This window comes from Enterobacter cloacae complex sp. 394F7 (assembly GCF_057320385.1).
Window position 1 is genome coordinate 58,363 of record NZ_JBXWCS010000009.1, and the last position, 18,371, is coordinate 76,733.

The following is an 18,371-nucleotide window of genomic DNA, read 5'->3' on the forward strand; positions in this document are numbered from 1 at the left end:
TCTCGGTCAGGAATATTCATATTGTTTAGACGTCTAAGCGTCTTGATTGCCAAAGACTAACATCGTGTTATAGTGGCAGCAACATAAGTATTACAAGCAGGCACCCCACAATGAGCAATAACGCATTGATTCCGCAAAGCAAACTTCCCAACCTGGGCACCACTATCTTTACGCAGATGAGCGCTCTGGCCCAGAAGCACAACGCCATTAACCTCTCGCAGGGGTTCCCGGATTTTGATGGTCCAGGCTATTTGCAGGAGCGTCTGGCCTGGCACGTTGCCCAGGGGGCGAATCAGTATGCGCCGATGACCGGTGTGCAGGCATTGCGTGACGCCATTGCGGATAAAACGGCGGAATGCTATGGCTATCAACCGGATGCCAACAGCGACATTACGGTGACGGCAGGTGCGACCGAAGCGCTGTATGCGGCCATCACCGCGCTGGTTCGCGCGGGCGATGAGGTTATCTGCTTTGATCCAAGTTACGACAGCTATGCGCCTGCCATCGAACTGTCCGGCGGCGTGGTGAAGCGCGTGGCATTACAGCCGCCGCATTTTCGCCCCGACTGGCAGGCGTTTGCTGCGCTGCTGAGCGACAACACCCGGCTGGTCATTCTGAATACACCACACAACCCGTCGGCGACGGTGTGGCAGAAGAGCGATTTCGCCGCGCTGTGGCAGGCCATTGCGGAACGTGAAATTTATGTCCTGAGCGACGAAGTGTATGAGCACATCTGCTTTGCCGGGGAAGGGCACGTCAGCGTGCTGGCCCATCCGCAACTTCGCGAGCGCGCTGTGGCGGTGTCGTCATTCGGTAAAACCTATCATATGACCGGCTGGAAGGTGGGGTACTGCGTGGCGCCGGCGGCCATCAGCGCGGAGTTGCGTAAAGTGCACCAGTACCTGACGTTTGCGGTGAACACGCCTGCCCAGCTGGCGCTGGCCGATATGCTGCGCGCTGAGCCTGAGCATTACCGTGAGTTGCCCGAGTTTTACCGCGCACGCCGGGATCGGTTTGTGAATGCCCTGAGTCAGAGCCGTCTGGAGATCCTGCCGTGTGAAGGCACCTATTTCCTGCTGGCCGATTACAGCGCCATCTCCGATCTGGACGACGTCAGTTTTTGCCAGTGGCTGACCAAAGAGGTGGGCGTGGCGGCGATCCCGTTATCCGTCTTTTGCGCCGATCCCTTCCCGCATAAGCTGATTCGTCTCTGCTTTGCGAAACAGGAATCGACGCTGCTGGCGGCGGCAGAGCGTCTTAACGCGATCTGATTATTTGACCGTCCAGGCTTCTGAATAACGGCGGTCTGCAAAGAGTTCCAGCAGACCGTTGATTTGCTTGAGGCGTAATACCTCGTCGCTATCCATTCCCAGTTCCTGACTGATTCTCTCGTCGTCCCAGCCAAGCTGCACCAGCTCGCGGACGATATCGGACATCGCATTAATTTGATGGCGGCCGCGCGCCCGATTGTGGCGAATGGTGGCCGCTATCCGGTCGAACTTTTTCTGCCGCTCTTTACGCAGACAGGTTACAGGAAGATAGCCTTTAAGCTGGCGTTTCAATACCGCCCGGTTGGATCCAATTTCATGCCGATGGAAGCCATCGACAATTTCATAATGCCGGGCCTCACTTTCCGTCACCACAATGGGTTGGGTAAAACCGTCCATCTCCAGGGATTTACAGAGCAGCCGTTTTTCCGGCGGGGCAACGTTGTTGGGGTTGTAATCGTTCGCGGTAATCTCGTCCTGTTTGATCCACAGTACGCAGTCGACAGGCTGTTCGCGAAAAGGGCTATTTTCATGGATAGCCTGGCGAAAGGCGTTAATGGCTTCAATGCGTTTATCTTCGGGAAGAGACTGAAGATAATTTTTCATCTCGTTAATTAATTGCTGCTGCATAAGATCCCCCACTCCTTGCGTTTTGATTTCATCCGTTCGCTGTAACGCTGGTAATGCCTGGGTTTGTTCGGACTGAATGACAGCGCCCGGCACCAGTAGTCATTGTTGAGTAATACCTTGCACACGCGTCGCCAGGACGGGATATCTTTGGCGCCGATATCGCCCTCCTGAGTGTCGGGAATATCGGCCATGCCTCTCTTCTGGTACCAGTGCAAATAGATCGCGATTTTATTGCGGTAATGTTCCGCAGTGGTGTGCGGCATGCTGTCGAGAAGCAGCATGGCGTATTCCCGCCAGCTGAGCGCGTCGGGTTTCAGAATTTTGCGGTGGCCATAGAAATGATTGTCCTGCCCTGCGTAGACCCCGCCACTGTGCACGCCGTTTACCCGCTCACACATCGCCGCCCAACGTTCGGGCTCCACAACATGATAGAGCCACAATCCCTGACGTTGCTCCGGGCCAAAGGGTTCACAGATGCGCATATAGCGCGGCGGCACGCCAGCCTGAAACATCAGGTCGTAAAGCGGGTTATAGCACCCACCCGTTTTCGCAAACCAGGTCCAGATATCGGCGGTTTTCCAGTCATAAAGCGGATAGACATACCAGGCGTGCCCGCCGGGGGCGACGGTGGTCCAGGGTTTGTCATCGGCAAAGCGCTGCTTTCGTGCGTTGGCGATCGTCAAAAAGCGATTGTAGGATTCATCGGCACGAATACCGATCATCATTGCTGCCGGGCGCCTTTTGGCAAACCAGTCGGAAAATTCGCGAACAAAGGCCTCGAAGGTCATGCCGGGCTGGTAGAACGAGAAGTAATCTGGATCGGTTACCGCCTCTTCCGGGGGCGTGCGTACCCAGTTTTTACCCGGCTCCCAGCACTGCCATTCGGGCTGGAACTGTGAGAGTGAATTTTGCGTGGTCAACGGGAGCGCTACCCACCAGCATTTTTCAATCACATCGGCGTATTGTGCGATCATGTTATTCACATGCTGAATGGTACAGGTGAACTGTGCTTCCCAGTCGATAAATAACAGACAAATTTGCTTTCCCATTTTTCGGGCTTGCCGGGCCGTTAAATGGAACATAATGGTGGAATCTTTTCCGCCAGAAAATGAAACACAGATCCTTGGCAGATTCTCAAGCGTCCATGTTATGCGCTCTGTGGCAGCGTCAAGGACATTTTGATTAAGTGGATGCTTATAAATTGACAACGGCAACTCCTCCTGGAAATAAATACCGGACGTTCATGTCAATGCAGGAGAGAGAATAATAGTAGTGAAAATAAAGGCAGGTAAATCAAAAAAGGCAGATTTTTTATTATCTATAAATGAGGGTTATATTTTGATGAGAGAAATGGCTGTAAATATCACAGCCATTCGGATTTATTTTTGCGTGATTTGCTCAACAAACGTCGAGAAAACCGAGCTGTTAAGCGCTGAGCGGTTATAAACCATGAAGACTTCCATTTGAGGCAGCGTGAAGGGGGCGTCCACTTTTTTCAGTCGCAATACGTCACGGTATTTTTCATACAGGACTTCCGGGATATATCCCACTAAATGCGATGCGCTGATCATGTTTATGATTGAAAAGAGAGAGTCGCAGCGAAAACCGATTGTCCTGTCGGCATGCACTTCCTCAGTCTTTGACTGATAGTGTTTCACACCCGCTTCATCGCTCAGGAAGATCGTAAACTTCTCTTTCTGCAGCTCTTCCAGGGTAGCGGTCTCCTGCAGACGGGGGTGATCCTGGCTGCACACCAGAATCATTCGGTAATTAACATAGGGAACGCATACCATTGAGCGATTGTTGATAGGCGCAATGGAGAAAATTAAGTCTGCTTTACGGTAGGCAAGCAGGTCTTCTGCGGAATCCGCGGACAGCAGCATGTCATGAAGCTCTATTTCATAATTGTGCTCTCGCATCAATAGCTTCATGGGGTTGAGCAGATTGTCGGTTGTCAGAACCTGCGGGCAGTAGATGACAAAATTCTTTTTGAGCGATGAGCCATGCATGATGTTGATGGTCTGCTCAAGCTGATTGAGGTTTTGCTCAAGATGATGATGCAAATTTGCCCCGACGGTAGTGGGAGTGATCCCTTTTCCCGAACGGATAAACAGCGGATCGTTCAGCTGGTTACGCAGCCGCTGCAGGGATTGACTGACCGCGGAAGGCGTTATGTAGAGCGTTTCTGCTGCCTTGCTGATGCTCAGGTGTTGGTAGATGCATTCGAAAATGACCAGCAGATTGAGATCGAATTTTTTTAAGTCGTAAAGATTTGCCATGTTTCATCCTGAGTGTGCTGCGTTGCGTTATCACATCACTGATAACTATAGAAGGAACGTAACCATTTACCATCCTTGATGGTTAGCTCGCTTAATTATGATTGAAAACCAACTTAATATATCACGAACGTAGATTAATGAAATAGAACTTCAATAATGGTTAAGATATTTTTACCTTTAAAATAGAAGGCAGGACTGAATAAAAATAGTCAGATTTATATATGGACAAGTAATTATCACTCATTTTTATTTTTACTGGCGTGAGCATTAGCGGCGATGGGGAATGCTTAGTTTGGTAAAACCTATCACAGCCATAGATACGATTATCCCTTCAATCCATTGCCCTGTCCCGGCACGGGTGCTGTAATCAGGGGGCTGTAACGACCTTGATATAAAGGTATGTAGAGCGCAACGCAACGCCAGTCTCACTGGCACTGAAAGTTCCTGTGGAAAGTTCAGGTATCAGGGCCGCCCACCAGGGCGGCCTTTTTACTTTCGGGCTTTTATTCATTGGGTTCACAACGTTGTCTTGTTCGGGTTGTTAGGTATGGCTGATTGATTTGATAAAGCAAACGCATTAGCCCATGTAGCGAAAGTTCGTTACCTTACATCTCAACGAAAACACGGAGGAAGTACAGATGTCTTTGATTAACACCAAAATTAAACCTTTCAAAAACCAGGCGTTCAAAAACGGCGAATTCATTGAAGTCACTGAGAAAGATACCGAAGGCCGCTGGAGCGTGTTCTTCTTCTATCCGGCTGACTTCACTTTCGTTTGCCCGACCGAACTGGGTGACGTGGCCGATCACTACGATGAACTGCAGAAGCTGGGCGTAGACGTGTACTCTGTCTCTACCGACACCCACTTCACCCACAAAGCGTGGCACAGCAGCTCTGAAACCATCGCGAAAATCAAATACGCGATGATCGGTGACCCGACTGGCGCCCTGACCCGTAACTTCGACAACATGCGTGAAGATGAAGGCCTGGCAGACCGTGCGACCTTCGTTGTTGACCCGCAGGGCATTATCCAGGCTATCGAAGTTACCGCTGAAGGTATCGGCCGTGATGCATCTGACCTGCTGCGTAAAGTGAAAGCAGCTCAGTACGTGGCGTCTCACCCAGGCGAAGTGTGCCCGGCGAAATGGAAAGAAGGCGAAGCGACGCTGGCTCCATCTTTAGACCTGGTTGGCAAGATCTAAGTCTGTAAAGTCTGGCGGCGCTGCGCTTGCACTGGCCTACAGTATCGTAGGCCGGGTAAACGACGTGCCACCCGGCAACCCATGGGCGCCCCCCGCGCCCATTTCATTCCAGCACCATGATGCAAGTTGCATTCAGGCCGCCCGTATAAGGCAGCTTGCATGATGACGTTTTTAGAGAGGGAAGAACAATGCTCGACACTACAATGAAAACCCAGCTCAAGGCATACCTTGAGAAACTGACCAAACCTGTTGAGCTGATTGCCACGCTGGACGACAGCGCTAAATCGGCAGAAATCAAGGAACTGCTGGCGGAGATCGCCGAACTGTCACCGAAAGTGACCTTCAAAGAAGCGAACGATCTGGCGGTGCGTAAGCCATCTTTCCTGATCACCAACCCGGGCTCTGATCAGGGGCCGCGTTTTGCCGGCTCACCACTGGGCCACGAATTTACCTCACTGGTGCTGGCTCTGCTGTGGACCGGTGGGCATCCGTCGAAAGAGGCGCAGGCGCTGCTGGAGCAGATCCGCGATATCGACGGGGATTTCACCTTTGAAACGTACTATTCGCTCTCCTGCCACAACTGCCCGGACGTGGTGCAGGCGCTGAACCTGATGTCAGTCCTGAACCCGCGTATTAAACACACCGCAATTGATGGCGGCACTTTTCAGAACGAAATCACCGATCGCAACGTGATGGGTGTTCCGGCAGTGTTCCTGAATGGTCAGGAGTTTGGCCAGGGCCGTATGACCTTGTCCGAAATTGTGGCCAAAGTGGATACCGGCGCCGAAAAACGTGCCGCAGAAGAGCTGAACAAGCGCGATGCGTATGATGTACTGATTGTCGGCTCTGGCCCGGCGGGCGCCGCGGCAGCGGTCTATTCAGCACGTAAAGGTATTCGTACCGGTCTGATGGGCGAACGCTTTGGCGGCCAGGTGCTGGATACCGTAGATATCGAAAACTACATTTCTGTGCCGAAGACCGAAGGCCAGAAACTGGCTGGCGCACTTAAAGCGCACGTCAATGATTACGCAGTGGATGTGATCGACAGCCAGAGCGCCAGCAAGCTGGTTCCTGCCGCAGTCGAAGGTGGCTTACACCAGATTGAAACCGCTTCCGGCGCGGTGCTGAAAGCCCGCAGTATTATCATTGCCACCGGTGCCAAATGGCGCAACATGAACGTGCCAGGTGAAGATCAGTATCGCACCAAAGGCGTGACCTACTGCCCGCACTGCGATGGTCCGCTGTTTAAAGGCAAACGCGTGGCGGTGATTGGCGGCGGTAACTCCGGTGTTGAAGCGGCTATCGACCTGGCGGGCATTGTTGAACACGTTACCCTGCTGGAATTTGCACCAGAGATGAAGGCAGACCAGGTACTGCAGGATAAAGTACGCAGCCTGAAAAACGTCGACATCGTGCTGAATGCGCAGACCACGGAAGTGAAGGGCGACGGCAGTAAAGTCACCGGTCTGGAGTACCGCGACCGCGTCAGTGGCGATGTGCACAGCGTTCCGCTTTCGGGGATCTTCGTGCAGATTGGTCTGCTGCCAAATACCACCTGGCTGGAAGGTGCCATTGAGCGTAACCGCATGGGCGAGATTATCATCGATGCCAAATGTGAAACCAGCGTGAAGGGCGTATTTGCGGCGGGCGACTGTACTACCGTGCCGTACAAGCAGATCATCATCGCGACCGGTGAAGGGGCGAAAGCGTCTCTGAGCGCGTTCGACTACCTGATTCGCACCAAAACAGCATAATAAAAGTCAGTAAGACTGCACCTGCACCAGGAGAGGCCACCAGAAGGTGGCCTCTTTTTTTTATCTCACGACCATCACCGGAATGTGGGTGTGACGGATAACGCTGGAGGCGTTTGAACCCAGCAGATGCGTGGTAATGGACGGATTGCGTGAACCGATAACCACCACGTCGGCGTTCAGCTCGCTCGCCAGCTCGTTAACGGCATCGCGCACGCTGCCAAACCGGACATGCGTTTTAATGCGGGAAGGATCGATGGTGAAGTGCCCGACCATCGTTTGCAGGCGATTTTCCGCCTCATGCTGCAGATGCTCTTCAAAGCGGCGTACATCGGCGGCAAAGCGATGCAGACTCAGGCTGGCAGAACCCGGCAGCACGTGTAGAAGATGAATAATCCCGTCCTGCTGCGCCAGAAATTCCGCATGGCGTACGGCCTTGTCGCTCAGCTCCATCTCAAAAACATCAACCGGCATAATAATTCTTTGATACATACCCGTTTCTCCTTGTTTATAAACGCTGGACTCATTCAACCATAAAATGAATATGGTTTTTGTAAGCACTGCGGCACTTTTCTGTTTTTCCCAGGATAAATCTCAAAAGCCCGCTAATCCCGGGCAGGTCGTCAGGGAACGCTACCCTTAAATACTTACCCGGATCCTTTCGGAGGTCGCATGAAAGCACTCACGTACCACGGTCCACATCATGTTCGTGTCGAGAATGTCCCCGATCCTGTTATTGAACAACCTGACGATATTATCCTGCGCGTAACGGCCACGGCGATCTGCGGATCGGATCTGCATCTCTACCGCGGGAAGATCCCCAAAGTTGAACACGGCGATATTTTTGGCCACGAGTTCATGGGCGAAGTGGTGGAGACGGGCAGGGAAGTGAAGACGCTGCAAAAAGGCGACCGGGTGGTGATCCCCTTTGTCATCGCCTGCGGTGACTGCTTCTTTTGCCGCCTGCAGCAGTACGCGGCCTGTGAGAGCACCAACGCCGGGCAGGGCGCCGCGCTGAATAAAAAGCAAATTCCCGCGCCCGCCGCGCTGTTTGGCTACAGCCATCTTTATGGCGGCGTGCCCGGTGGACAAGCGGAATACGTTCGGGTGCCCAAAGGTAACGTCGGGCCGTTCAAAGTGCCTCAGCTGCTCTCCGATGATAAAGCGCTGTTCCTCTCCGATATCTTGCCTACCGCCTGGCAGGCGGCGAAAAATGCCCAGATTGAAAAAGGCTCCAGCGTCGCCGTTTTTGGTGCAGGGCCGGTGGGGTTACTGACCATCGCCTGCGCGCGGCTGTTAGGTGCCGAACAGATCTTTGTGGTTGACCATCACCCGTATCGTCTGCGTTTTGCCGCAGAGCGCTACGGCGCTATCCCCATCAACTTTGATGAAGACAACGACGCAGCGGAAAAAATCATTGAGCAAACCGCAGGCCAGCGCGGCGTGGATGCCGTCATTGATGCCGTGGGGTTTGAAGCCAAAGGCAGCACCACGGAAACCATCCTCAGCAACCTTAAAATTGAGGGCAGCAGCGGTAAAGCGCTGCGTCAGTGTATTGCTGCTGTTCGACGGGGCGGGGTGGTGAGCGTGCCCGGCGTGTATGCGGGCTTTATCCATGGCTTCCTGTTTGGTGATGCCTTCGATAAGGGGCTCAGTTTTAAGATGGGCCAGACCCATGTCCACGCCTGGCTTGGCGAGTTGTTACCGCTGATCGAAAAGGGGCTGCTGACGCCGGAGGAGATTGTCACCCACTATCTGCCGCTGGACGATGCCGAACGCGCCTACCGGATCTTTGAAAAACGGGAGGAGGCGTGCCGCAAGGTGATTCTGGTGCCCGGTGCAGAAACGCCGGAAGCGGCGGAACAGCAGGTTAAAGGGCTGGTGAATGCGTTTCCGGGTGGGGTGGTTTAAGACGGTTCCCTTACCTGCGGCACGATATAGGACGTCCAGGCGAATCTGCGGAAAGAGGATGCGCAGGCATCCTCTGTGCAACGCGGGTCGCGCTTGTTCAGATGGGATTAACGCAGGTAATCGCCTGCCGCTTCTGGCTGGTAGAGCAACGCCAGTACTTCCAGATGGGTCGAGGCACCGCCCGGCAATTCCCAGTGAATGGTATCCCCCGTACGCAGGCCCAGCAGGGCCGCGCCGACCGGTGCCAGCACGGAAAGCTGAGCGCTGCTGTCGGTCATTTGCGCCGGGTAGACCAGCGTGCGGGTTAACTCTTCGCCCGTTGTCAGGTTGCGGAATTTGACCTGGCTGTTCATGGTGACCACGTCATGCGGCATGGACTCCGGGGTACACATCTGCGCCCGGTCGAGCTCTTCATTCAGGGCATCGGCTACCGGGAGCGAGGCGAATTCTGGTTTTTCCAGAAGTCGGTCAATACGTTCTGCGTCAAGTTCATTGATAATGATGGTGGGTCTGGACATTTTTTACTCCATGTCGTTAATGCTGCGTGTAACGCAGAAACCAATCCAAAAGAAAACCCTCGCCGTCTGGCAGCGAGGGTTTAACTCTCCCGATGATACTGTCTGCGCACGCAACTTTGAAGTGATAGAGGTCACATTCATGGGCCATATGAATTTTCGCTGAAATTTATTCAGTCTGCATTTCTGGCGGATTGCGTTACGCTGAACGTTCTGAATCAGGATAGTGGGTAAACGCAGTTCGCGTCTGACCCTTATAAGAGAGCGCTATGTACTTTTATCAACCGTCACAGGGGCATGGCCTGCCGCATGACCCGCTGAATGCCATTATTGGTCCGCGTCCGATTGGCTGGATCTCCTCCTGCGACCAGGCAGGAAAGATCAACCTGGCACCGTATAGCTTCTTTAACTGCTTTAACTACCGCCCGCCGATTATTGGCTTTTCCAGCAACGGCTGGAAAGACAGCGTGCGTAATATTAACGAAACGGGTGAGTTTGTCTGGAACCTTGCCACGCGCGATCTGGCTGAGGCGATGAATCTCACCTCCGCTACGCTGCCTCACGATCAAGACGAGTTCTCTTTTTCCGGATTGACGCCAGCGGCAAGCCAGCTTGTAAAGGCGCCACGCGTGACCGAGAGTCCGGTGAACTTTGAGTGCCGCCTGTCGCAGTGTATTCAGCTGACCGGCGCCGACGGCACGCCGGTTGACACCTGGCTGGTGCTGGGCGAAGTGGTGGGGATTCATATTGCAGAATCGCTGCTGGAAGAGGGGATCTATCAGACGGCGAAAGCGCAGCCCATCCTGCGTGCGGGTGGGCCGACGGCCTATTATGGCATCAGTGATGAACACCGCTTCGATATGGTGCGCCCGATTGTGGATCAGTAACCCACTTTATCGATAACAAACTGTTTGCCACAGTTACCCGGATGTGGCTGTGGCGCAAAAGAGCCGGCAGACAGCGGGTTATTAATGGTGCTGGCCTTAAGCGAGATCTGCATTTCGGTCAGGTAGGCCGGATTGCCATTGCAGGTCAGTTTGAATGCTTTGACATTGTCTTTGCTCCAGCTTTTCGCCACGGCGTTATCAAAATCTTTACGGCTTACCGTTTTACCGTAGTTATCCGCCAGGAATTTACCCACCGCGCTGTTTTTTATCTCCTGATTCATCCGTACCATGGTGCCGAAATAGGCGTCAGGATCAAAGCCGAAGCAGACGCCGTGTTTGGCATATTCATAGCGTTCCAGGCAGGAGTTACCGCCAGCACCGGGCATGACGCTGTTCAGCTTTGCGGCACCCGACAGTGATAGCCCGGTTTCGGCGGCTGAGCATTTGCGGCTGGCTTTGGCTTCCGGCATGTTCGGGATTGGGCGGGTCGCGCAGCCAAAACGCATCCAGCGGCGTTCATCCACGCCGCGTGCGGCGATGGATTTTGGCAGGCCAGGCCATAATCCGTGTACGGTCAGATAATCGGTCTTGTTATTGCTCTCTTTTTGCAGACGGCACTCTTCGGGTTCGTTACGGTTACGTTCAGCCATGCTCTGGCAGAACCCGGTTTGCCAGGAAAGCGCCAGAACGTAGCGATCGAAATCGCCATACTGCGTGGCTTTGAGCGGATCCGCCTGCGCGGAGAAGACACAGAGTGCAAGCGCCATGGCGCCAGACGGGATAACGATATCCTTCCTGAACATGTGATTTCCTGATGGGTTAACGCGATAGATTTCTGGAAGTTATTAAAGCACAAAAAGCGCCCGCAGGCGCTTTTTGGATATCGGTCATTTTACTCAGGCTGCGCCAGGAACCAGCACTTCGGTTGCGATAATCACGATGATCAGGCCCACAAGCACCGGGACCGACGTGCGTTTTACCACTTCGAACGGCGAGATTTTTGCCATCCCGGCGACCGCGACTACGACACCCGATACCGGCGAAATGGTACGACCGAGGTTAGACGCCTGCAGCATGGGAATGGAGAGGTAAGCCGGGTTAATACCGGAGGAGTGAGCCAGTTTTGGGATCATCTCAACGAAGGCGTAGAACGGCGCGTTACCTGAACCGGTGGTCATTGCCGCCAGCATGGTCAGCACCACCAGTACCAGCATCAGGATAATGCTGGCAGAGCCGAACGACGTGGCGATGGAGATGAGGCTCTGAATAAAGCCGATAGTGCTCAGACCCTGCGCGAAGACGCCCGCCGCCACCAACAGCATCACAACGCCTGCAAACGCATCGGCCATACCGCGATACGCCACTTCCAGGCCAGAAAATACCTTCTGAGTGTTGAAACCACGAATAAATTCCAGCATGGCGGCCAGCAGCATACAGATAACCAGAATGGTAATGATATGCAGCTGTGGTCCCCATTTGCCGTCAAAAATCAGCACGCCGATGATAGGTGTGAACGGCAGAATGGAATAGAACGCCGGAGCGGTGGTGGTGATTTCATTCACGTCCATCATTTCGTGGCTGATGTGCTCTTTTTTATCGAGATAACGCTGCCAGAAGAAATGTGCGATCCCCATGCCCACGATAGCCACAATGGAAATCGGCAGCGTGGTTTTAAAGGCGAAATCGATGAGTGACATTTCTGCGGCTTTCGCCGCCAGTACGACGTCGCCAGAGGTAGGGGAGAGAATAATGGCCGCCGGAGAGGCGCAGATAGCTGCCGCTGCACCACGGCTAATGCCGACGTTAACCATCACCGGGAACAGGGTAGCCATTAACAATACCCCCAGGCCAGTGGCGGATGACACGGCCAGCGACATCAGACAGGCGAGGAAGTAGGCTGCCACCATCAGCAGATACGGGGAGTTGATGTACTGCAGCGGTCTGGAGGCCAGCTTCACGACCATATCGTTGGCACCAATATGGGTCATGTAGGCGGCAAAACCGCACAGCATCATGATCATCATGCCCAGATCGCCACCGCGGCTCATGAGCAGAATTTTAATGTATTCAACAATGTCTGTGGCGGTATACCCGGTGCTCGCTGCGCTGGCGGGTAAGACCTGGTGACCCATCAGGGCGCTAACGATCAGCAAGGCCAGGCCGCCGACAAATAACACGCCCGTGGCGGAATACCCCTTAATGATGTAGCGTGCTACACCGACAATGACGACGACTCCGATAAGGAGCTCGAAAAACGTAAGCATGATTTCCCCTGTATCCTTGCTGCCCGAGAGCACAAATAATCAATAAAAAAGAAGGATGAGAATGTGCCGAATTAATGGCCAGTCCTTGCTGATTAAAATCAATAAATATACTACTAAAGCAGATGTTAGCGATATTTTTGCCATGGTGATGGCAATAATGACATATGGGTATTGACCGGTGACAACAGTGGAGTATGTCATTTAAATGCTAATGAGTTGTTAATTTATTGATTCTATATTAACACGTTCCTGAATAAGAGGGGAAAAGACTTTTCCTGCCGGTGCGCGTTGGTGAGTGGGTCCGTACAGCGTTTCGTGAGAAAGGGGCTGAGCAGCACGAAAACACTGGCTGTAGAGGCTAATGATAATCTTTATACCTTGCAGACAGGGCGTTATGTTTGTCCTGAAAGCCATATTAAATGCAGGGTTATTTTTACCGGTAGGCATTATTAAAAAAGGTTTAAACGCGCCCGGGAGATGATTATTCAACAGGCCACCGTGCCGCTCTCAGAATATTCTCGCAAAGTGGCTGATTAATTAGGAGTAATGCCGATGCCGTTAAGGCTCCATTCAACTATTGTATGGTAAACTTTGCCTCGAATACTAAGAATGGTAATTGCATTGTGATCGTACGTAATAAATTTTTCTTCATTTTTCTGTTTATTTTTGCACAGTTAACGCTCTCTTCTGTGGCACAGGCTGAAGAGAACGCAACGGATAAGGGCTGGTTCTCCACCTTTACGGATAATGTTTCGCAGACCTGGAATGCGCCAGAGCACTATGATCTCTACGTGCCGGCCATCACCTGGCATGCACGCTTTGCCTATGACAAAGAAAAGACCGACAAATATAACGAGCGCCCGTGGGGGGCAGGTTTTGGTCAGTCGCGCTGGGACGAAAAGGGCAACTGGCACGGTATTTATCTGATGGCCTTTAAAGACTCCTTTAACAAATGGGAACCGATCGGTGGCTATGGCTGGGAGAAAACCTGGCGTCCGTTAGCTGACGACAACTTCCACGTTGGCCTGGGCTATACCGCCGGGGTGACTGCACGCGACAACTGGAACTATATCCCCATTCCGGTTCTGCTGCCGCTGGCCTCAATTGGTTATGGCCCTGCAACGTTCCAGATGACCTACATTCCCGGTACGTACAACAACGGTAACGTTTACTTCGCCTGGATGCGTTTTCAGTTTTAACTGAAAAAAGCTGACAAAGCGGTGAAAAAATGCGCAGTCGTTGATTCATATGGGATAAAAATCCGCCAGCGAAAATTAACGCGACTTTAGTCACTTTTTATCAAAGATCCGCTGGACAAAAGGTCCCACAATTGTTGTACTGGTAACCGACACAGCATTTGTGTCGTTTTTTAATGTAAAGGTAATTTTGATGTCTAAGATTAAAGGTAACGTTAAGTGGTTTAATGAGTCCAAAGGATTCGGTTTCATTACTCCTGAAGATGGCAGCAAAGACGTGTTCGTACACTTCTCTGCAATCCAGTCTAATGGTTTCAAAACTCTGGCTGAAGGTCAGCGTGTAGAGTTCGAAATCACTAACGGTGCCAAAGGCCCTTCTGCTGCTAACGTAATCGCTCTGTAATTCAGACGCGTCAGCAAGAATTTCAAAACCCGCTCACTGAGCGGGTTTTTTTCGTTTTGCATCAGCCAAGCAGATACATCTTCAGGAAGCTGGCAACGATCAGCACGCTCAACAACACCACGCCTGCGCTCATCAAACTCTCTTTCATTCTGTCACCCTCGTTCTGTATTGGCACCAGAGTGACAGAGAAAAATTAAGCCAACATTAACGCTTCGGCAGTTAGTGGGGGCTGGCGGAAGAAAATAGCCAGAATGCGATCCCGGTCATCGCAAAAGAGCCGAGCATATTTATCGCAACGTTCAGCAACGCCCAGCCGATACGGCCTTCCTGAAACAAAAACACCGTTTCCGCAGAAAAGGTGGAGAAGGTGGTTAAACCGCCGCAGAACCCGGTGGTAATCAATACTTTCCACATGGGATCGATGTGCGTCATACGGTTAAACCAGGCCAGACCCATGCCAATGATAAACGCACCAATCAGGTTTGCGGCCAGTGTTCCCATTGGAATCGCCTGATGCAGTGGATTAAACCGCATACTCAGGAACCACCGCGCAACGCTCCCCGTCCCCCCACCAATAAAAACAGCTAAAAGGAGTTGTAACACTGTAAATACCTGCTATTTGATGTGTAAGAGTGGCGAGTTTAACGCTGTTTATAATCAGGAGACAAATATGTATGTTGCGGTAGGGCAGTTTGCGGTCACGCCTCGCTGGCATGAGAACGCGGCGCAGTGTGTCTCGCTGATGAAACAGGCACAACAGAAGGGAGCGTCATTGCTGGTGCTGCCAGAGGCCTTGCTGGCACGCGATGATAACGACCCGGATTTGTCGGTGAAATCCGCGCAGCCGCTGGATGGCGCGTTTTTACAGCAATTACTGGCCGAGAGCGCGGGTAATGACATGACCACAATGTTGACGGTCCATGTGCCGTCAACGCCTGGCCGGGCAGTTAACACACTGGTAGCCATCCGTGGCGGCGTCATCATCGCCAGCTATGCCAAGCTTCATCTCTATGATGCGTTCAGTATCCAGGAGTCGCGCCTGGTTGACCCGGGGGGGTGCGTTCCGCCCCTGATCGCGGTTGATGGTTTAAACATTGGGCTGATGACCTGCTACGATTTGCGTTTTCCTGAGCTGGCGTTGAGCCTGGCATTACAGGGAGCGGATGTGCTTGTTCTGCCTGCCGCGTGGGTTAAAGGGCCGCTGAAAGAGCATCACTGGGCCACGTTGCTTACGGCGCGCGCGCTGGATACCACCTGTTATGTGGTCGCGGCAGGGGAGTGCGGCAATAAAAATATCGGGCAGAGCAGGGTGATTGACCCGCTGGGCGTCACGATTGCCGCCGCAGCGGAAGGTCCGGTTTTACTGATGGCGGAGATAATTTCAGAAAGGATAGCGCTTGCACGGCAGCAATTACCTGTTCTTCGCAACCGACGTTTTGCGCCACCGCAATTATTGTGATGTTTTTTTCAACAATGCTTGATTCACCTTGTTACAGGTTGCTATTGTGTGCACGCGCCAAATGACCGTTAATATGATCCGGTTTTGACGCTGAATGCAGCCTGTTTTAAGTAAAGAAGGTATCTATGGGTGAGATTAGTATTACCAAACTGCTGGTGGTTGCCGCACTGGTCGTCCTGCTGTTTGGTACCAAGAAGTTACGCACGCTGGGTGGTGACCTGGGTGCCGCCATCAAAGGCTTTAAGAAAGCGATGAACGACGATGACGCGGCAGCGAAGAAAAGCGCCGAGGATACCGTTCCGGCTGAAAAGCTCTCTCACAAAGAGTAACGGCAATGCCTTAAGGCTTGCGAAAAAAAACCGGCTCAACAGGCCGGTTTTTTTGTATTCCTGTAAGTGAATATTACAGGGTTATTTAACTTCTTCGCCTTTTGCCTGCATATCGGCATGGTAAGAGGAACGCACAAACGGACCGCAGGCAGCATGGGTGAAGCCCATCGCCATCGCTTCCGCTTTCATCTCATCAAATTCATCCGGGCTAACGTAGCGCTGCACCGGCAGGTGATGACGGCTTGGCTGCAGATACTGGCCCAGCGTCAGCATGGTCACGCCGTGGCGACGCAGATCGCGCATCACTTCGATGATTTCGTCATTGGTCTCACCAAGACCGACCATCAGACCTGACTTGGTAGGAATATGTGGATGCGCTTCTTTAAAACGCTCCAGCAGCTTCAGGGACCAGTTGTAGTCAGCACCCGGACGCACCTGACGGTAGAGACGCGGTACGTTCTCCAGGTTGTGGTTAAAGACGTCTGGTGGCGTTGCGGTCAGGATATCCAGCGCGCGGTCCATACGACCACGGAAATCCGGCACCAGCGTCTCAATCTTAATGTTCGGGCTTTTCTCGCGAATGGCAGTAATGCAGTCAGCAAAGTGCTGAGCACCCCCATCACGCAGGTCATCACGGTCAACGGAGGTAATGACCACATAACGCAGCGCCATATCAGCAATGGTCTGCGCCAGTTTTTGAGGTTCGTTTGCATCTGGTGCCACCGGGCGGCCATGAGCAACATCGCAGAACGGGCAACGGCGGGTACAGATAGCACCCAGAATCATAAACGTCGCGGTGCCGTGGTTGAAACACTCAGCAAGGTTCGGGCAAGAGGCTTCTTCACATACAGAGTGAAGGCCATTCTTACGCATCGCCGCTTTGATCCCCTGGATACGCGAAGAGTCGGCCGGAAGTTTGATTTTCATCCATTCCGGTTTTCTTAACAGCGCCTCGCGCTCTGTAGCCACGTTTTTAACCGGGATAAGGGCCATTTTATCGGCATCGCGGTATTTTACACCGCGTTCCATCACAATGGGTTTACTCATAGCGTGCGTGTTCCAGTTGCGAATATCGAAGGAAAGCGTTTCAATTCAAGGGAATGTTGTATTTATCAACTATTTTTGAACGAACGACAGGCAGTATATCATTGAAACGGTCGTTAAAGCAGCCTGCCAGGTCGCCAATTTGTAAAATAGTTGTTGTTTTGTGCCTTTTGCCCTGCGTGCGGCAGGGGCTTGTGCTGTGTAAACCTGTCAGAAGGCCTGGCGGATGATGCGGATCACATTTTCAAGTACCGGATCGCGCAGACTGAGCTTATTGTAATGCAGTGAAATCTCAATAGATTCTGCATTCAACTGGCTGAGCGGAATACTTTCCAGCGGCCAGCATTTCCGCAGCAGATGATACAGGCGCGAAGGCATGATGCAGAGCATGTCACTGCTGCCAATCAGGGACGCGGTAGTGAACATATTGTAACTGCTGAAGCTTATCTGTCGCTCCGGGAAAATGTCATCGATACGCTGGCGCAGCGCATGATGAGACTGTCCTTCCGTCATAAATGACGAGTGATCGTAGTTACGCAGATTTTCTATGGTGAGCGGCTCGCTGAGCACCGGATGCTGCTGGCGACAGACCAGCACCAGGTTGTCGGCATAGAGGATATTTTGCCCCAACGCGCGGGCGCTGAAGCTGCCGCTGTCGATAATTAAATCGGTCTGGAACTGGGCAAGCTGCACGTCAGGTTCGCTGATCGGTACATTACGCAGCAGCAGCTGCGGCGCATGCTCTTTTACGGCCTGGTAAATGGCAGGCATAACCAACACCCCCACAGAGGGAGAGCAGCCGATGGTGATGGTTCGCTGTTTGTCGTAGCTTCCGGTTAAATCCAGCGCGCCCAGAATCGACTCCAGCCCCTGGCTGATGTACTCATGCAGATGCGTGGCGTAAGCCGTGGGGGTGACACCCTGTCCCTTACGAATAAATAACGGGTCCGGAAATATAGCGCGCAGCTTTTGAATTGACTGGCTTATTGCAGAGGGCGTGAGATTAAGAATTTTCGCAGCGTTAACGATACCCTTATGGACATATACCGCCTCAAAAATAGTCAGTAAATTGAGATCAATATTACGTAAAGTCCGAAAAATTTGCGGCTTGTCTTCGCCACCGGGTTCATTCAGGCGTTTGGCTGGTAAATTATTATACTCCACGCTTTTACTCCGTACACATTCACAACATGAATGATAGTTGAATTTATTTATTATGCTTGTAGAGATTCG

19 protein-coding genes are annotated in these 18,371 nt (G+C 52.4%); 9 read left to right on the top strand and 10 right to left on the bottom strand.

The genetic code is table 11. From position 1 onward, the window contains the following. Nucleotides 1–110: 110 nt before the first annotated feature. A complete protein-coding gene (locus tag AC2FAK_RS14390) occupies nucleotides 111–1,271 on the top strand; it encodes a pyridoxal phosphate-dependent aminotransferase (protein ID WP_095454637.1) in 1,161 nt (386 codons plus the stop codon). Here AC2FAK_RS14390 and AC2FAK_RS14395 read toward each other — a convergent pair whose 3' ends face one another. The 3 genes from AC2FAK_RS14395 to citR all read right to left on the bottom strand — a co-directional run bounded on the left by AC2FAK_RS14395 (nucleotide 1,272) and on the right by citR (nucleotide 4,177). Beyond that, on the bottom strand, nucleotides 1,272–1,898 hold the full coding sequence (locus AC2FAK_RS14395; RefSeq protein WP_013097610.1) for an IbrB-like domain-containing protein: 627 nt from the start codon (nucleotides 1,896–1,898) through the stop codon (nucleotides 1,272–1,274). Then, nucleotides 1,883–3,106, bottom strand: coding sequence for a phosphoadenosine phosphosulfate reductase (locus AC2FAK_RS14400; RefSeq protein WP_095454636.1), 1,224 nt, complete (start codon nucleotides 3,104–3,106; stop codon nucleotides 1,883–1,885). Before AC2FAK_RS14400 ends, AC2FAK_RS14395 begins: the two co-directional genes overlap by 16 nt. A 171-nt stretch (nucleotides 3,107–3,277) precedes the next feature. After that, entirely contained in the window at nucleotides 3,278–4,177 is a 900-nt protein-coding gene (gene citR, locus AC2FAK_RS14405) for a DNA-binding transcriptional repressor CitR (protein WP_095454635.1), read from the bottom strand. Between the two features lie 638 nt (nucleotides 4,178–4,815). Between citR and ahpC the strand changes: the two genes are divergently transcribed. Both ahpC and ahpF read left to right on the top strand, forming a co-directional pair. Continuing rightward, nucleotides 4,816–5,379 (top strand): alkyl hydroperoxide reductase subunit C, encoded by a 564-nt coding sequence (gene ahpC, locus AC2FAK_RS14410; protein ID WP_008501015.1) that lies wholly within the window; start codon nucleotides 4,816–4,818, stop codon nucleotides 5,377–5,379. A 188-nt stretch (nucleotides 5,380–5,567) separates the two neighbouring features. Then, nucleotides 5,568–7,133, top strand: coding sequence for an alkyl hydroperoxide reductase subunit F (ahpF, locus tag AC2FAK_RS14415; RefSeq protein ID WP_029882129.1), 1,566 nt, complete (start codon nucleotides 5,568–5,570; stop codon nucleotides 7,131–7,133). Nucleotides 7,134–7,193: 60 nt separating this feature from the next. On the opposite strand, the gene uspG is transcribed toward ahpF, so the two are convergent. Continuing rightward, nucleotides 7,194–7,622, bottom strand: a complete 429-nt coding sequence (uspG, locus tag AC2FAK_RS14420; RefSeq protein WP_013097606.1) for a universal stress protein UspG — start codon at nucleotides 7,620–7,622, stop codon at nucleotides 7,194–7,196. Between the two features lie 180 nt (nucleotides 7,623–7,802). On the opposite strand from uspG, the gene AC2FAK_RS14425 reads away from it, so the two are divergent. Continuing rightward, entirely contained in the window at nucleotides 7,803–9,041 is a 1,239-nt protein-coding gene (locus AC2FAK_RS14425) for a zinc-dependent alcohol dehydrogenase (RefSeq protein ID WP_013097605.1), read from the top strand. Nucleotides 9,042–9,148: 107 nt separating this feature from the next. On the opposite strand, the gene rnk is transcribed toward AC2FAK_RS14425, so the two are convergent. Further along, the gene (gene rnk, locus AC2FAK_RS14430) at nucleotides 9,149–9,559 is read right to left on the bottom strand and encodes a nucleoside diphosphate kinase regulator (protein WP_013097604.1); all 411 of its coding nucleotides are present in this window, start codon (nucleotides 9,557–9,559) and stop codon (nucleotides 9,149–9,151) included. Between the two features lie 266 nt (nucleotides 9,560–9,825). Here rnk and AC2FAK_RS14435 point away from each other — a divergent pair, with 266 nt between their 5' ends. After that, a complete protein-coding gene (locus AC2FAK_RS14435; RefSeq protein ID WP_095454634.1) occupies nucleotides 9,826–10,443 on the top strand; it encodes a flavin reductase family protein in 618 nt (205 codons plus the stop codon). Here the strand turns inward: AC2FAK_RS14435 and rna are convergent. Both rna and dcuC read right to left on the bottom strand, forming a co-directional pair. Next, nucleotides 10,437–11,246 carry a ribonuclease I gene (gene rna, locus AC2FAK_RS14440; RefSeq protein WP_013097602.1) on the bottom strand — a complete coding sequence of 270 codons (810 nt, stop codon included), beginning with the start codon at nucleotides 11,244–11,246 and terminating at the stop codon, nucleotides 10,437–10,439. The two genes, AC2FAK_RS14435 and rna, sit on opposite strands and share 7 nt — an antisense overlap. Before the next feature lie 93 nt (nucleotides 11,247–11,339). After that, complete coding sequence (gene dcuC, locus AC2FAK_RS14445; protein WP_020685657.1) at nucleotides 11,340–12,707, bottom strand: anaerobic C4-dicarboxylate transporter DcuC; 1,368 nt, start codon at nucleotides 12,705–12,707, stop codon at nucleotides 11,340–11,342. A gap of 581 nt (nucleotides 12,708–13,288) precedes the next feature. Here dcuC and pagP point away from each other — a divergent pair. Then, a complete protein-coding gene (gene pagP, locus AC2FAK_RS14450; RefSeq protein WP_155687007.1) occupies nucleotides 13,289–13,906 on the top strand; it encodes a lipid IV(A) palmitoyltransferase PagP in 618 nt (205 codons plus the stop codon). A 190-nt stretch (nucleotides 13,907–14,096) separates the two neighbouring features. Then, nucleotides 14,097–14,306, top strand: coding sequence for a transcription antiterminator/RNA stability regulator CspE (cspE, locus tag AC2FAK_RS14455; RefSeq protein WP_002439184.1), 210 nt, complete (start codon nucleotides 14,097–14,099; stop codon nucleotides 14,304–14,306). Nucleotides 14,307–14,525: 219 nt separating this feature from the next. Here cspE and crcB read toward each other — a convergent pair whose 3' ends face one another. Next, entirely contained in the window at nucleotides 14,526–14,909 is a 384-nt protein-coding gene (gene crcB / locus AC2FAK_RS14460; RefSeq protein WP_029882131.1) for a fluoride efflux transporter CrcB, read from the bottom strand. Nucleotides 14,910–14,976: 67 nt separating this feature from the next. Between crcB and AC2FAK_RS14465 the strand changes: the two genes are divergently transcribed. Together AC2FAK_RS14465 and tatE are read left to right on the top strand one after the other, a co-directional pair. Further along, complete coding sequence (locus tag AC2FAK_RS14465; RefSeq protein ID WP_095454633.1) at nucleotides 14,977–15,765, top strand: deaminated glutathione amidase; 789 nt, start codon at nucleotides 14,977–14,979, stop codon at nucleotides 15,763–15,765. 125 nt (nucleotides 15,766–15,890) lie between these two features. Beyond that, the gene (tatE, locus tag AC2FAK_RS14470) at nucleotides 15,891–16,094 is read left to right on the top strand and encodes a twin-arginine translocase subunit TatE (protein ID WP_013097596.1); all 204 of its coding nucleotides are present in this window, start codon (nucleotides 15,891–15,893) and stop codon (nucleotides 16,092–16,094) included. An 81-nt stretch (nucleotides 16,095–16,175) separates the two neighbouring features. Here the strand turns inward: tatE and lipA are convergent, their stop codons facing one another. Then, nucleotides 16,176–17,141, bottom strand: coding sequence for a lipoyl synthase (lipA, locus tag AC2FAK_RS14475; RefSeq protein ID WP_013097595.1), 966 nt, complete (start codon nucleotides 17,139–17,141; stop codon nucleotides 16,176–16,178). A 207-nt stretch (nucleotides 17,142–17,348) separates the two neighbouring features. Continuing rightward, complete coding sequence (locus tag AC2FAK_RS14480) at nucleotides 17,349–18,302, bottom strand: YbeF family transcriptional regulator (protein WP_095454632.1); 954 nt, start codon at nucleotides 18,300–18,302, stop codon at nucleotides 17,349–17,351. Nucleotides 18,303–18,371 lie beyond the last annotated feature (69 nt).

What these genes read in the sequence shown, in the direction of transcription:
- AC2FAK_RS14390 (WP_095454637.1), top strand. Translation starts at nt 111, where the DNA reads ATGAGCAATAACGCATTGATTCCGCAAAGCAAACTTCCCAACCTGGGC.
- AC2FAK_RS14395 (WP_013097610.1), bottom strand. Translation starts at nt 1,898, where the DNA reads ATGCAGCAGCAATTAATTAACGAGATGAAAAATTATCTTCAGTCTCTT.
- dcuC (WP_020685657.1), bottom strand. Translation starts at nt 12,707, where the DNA reads ATGCTTACGTTTTTCGAGCTCCTTATCGGAGTCGTCGTCATTGTCGGT.
- tatE (WP_013097596.1), top strand. Translation starts at nt 15,891, where the DNA reads ATGGGTGAGATTAGTATTACCAAACTGCTGGTGGTTGCCGCACTGGTC.
- AC2FAK_RS14465 (WP_095454633.1), top strand. Translation starts at nt 14,977, where the DNA reads ATGTATGTTGCGGTAGGGCAGTTTGCGGTCACGCCTCGCTGGCATGAG.
- AC2FAK_RS14425 (WP_013097605.1), top strand. Translation starts at nt 7,803, where the DNA reads ATGAAAGCACTCACGTACCACGGTCCACATCATGTTCGTGTCGAGAAT.
- ahpC (WP_008501015.1), top strand. Translation starts at nt 4,816, where the DNA reads ATGTCTTTGATTAACACCAAAATTAAACCTTTCAAAAACCAGGCGTTC.
- rna (WP_013097602.1), bottom strand. Translation starts at nt 11,246, where the DNA reads ATGTTCAGGAAGGATATCGTTATCCCGTCTGGCGCCATGGCGCTTGCA.
- ahpF (WP_029882129.1), top strand. Translation starts at nt 5,568, where the DNA reads ATGCTCGACACTACAATGAAAACCCAGCTCAAGGCATACCTTGAGAAA.
- cspE (WP_002439184.1), top strand. Translation starts at nt 14,097, where the DNA reads ATGTCTAAGATTAAAGGTAACGTTAAGTGGTTTAATGAGTCCAAAGGA.
- AC2FAK_RS14435 (WP_095454634.1), top strand. Translation starts at nt 9,826, where the DNA reads ATGTACTTTTATCAACCGTCACAGGGGCATGGCCTGCCGCATGACCCG.
- lipA (WP_013097595.1), bottom strand. Translation starts at nt 17,141, where the DNA reads ATGAGTAAACCCATTGTGATGGAACGCGGTGTAAAATACCGCGATGCC.
- uspG (WP_013097606.1), bottom strand. Translation starts at nt 7,622, where the DNA reads ATGTATCAAAGAATTATTATGCCGGTTGATGTTTTTGAGATGGAGCTG.
- rnk (WP_013097604.1), bottom strand. Translation starts at nt 9,559, where the DNA reads ATGTCCAGACCCACCATCATTATCAATGAACTTGACGCAGAACGTATT.
- citR (WP_095454635.1), bottom strand. Translation starts at nt 4,177, where the DNA reads ATGGCAAATCTTTACGACTTAAAAAAATTCGATCTCAATCTGCTGGTC.
- pagP (WP_155687007.1), top strand. Translation starts at nt 13,289, where the DNA reads ATGGTAAACTTTGCCTCGAATACTAAGAATGGTAATTGCATTGTGATC.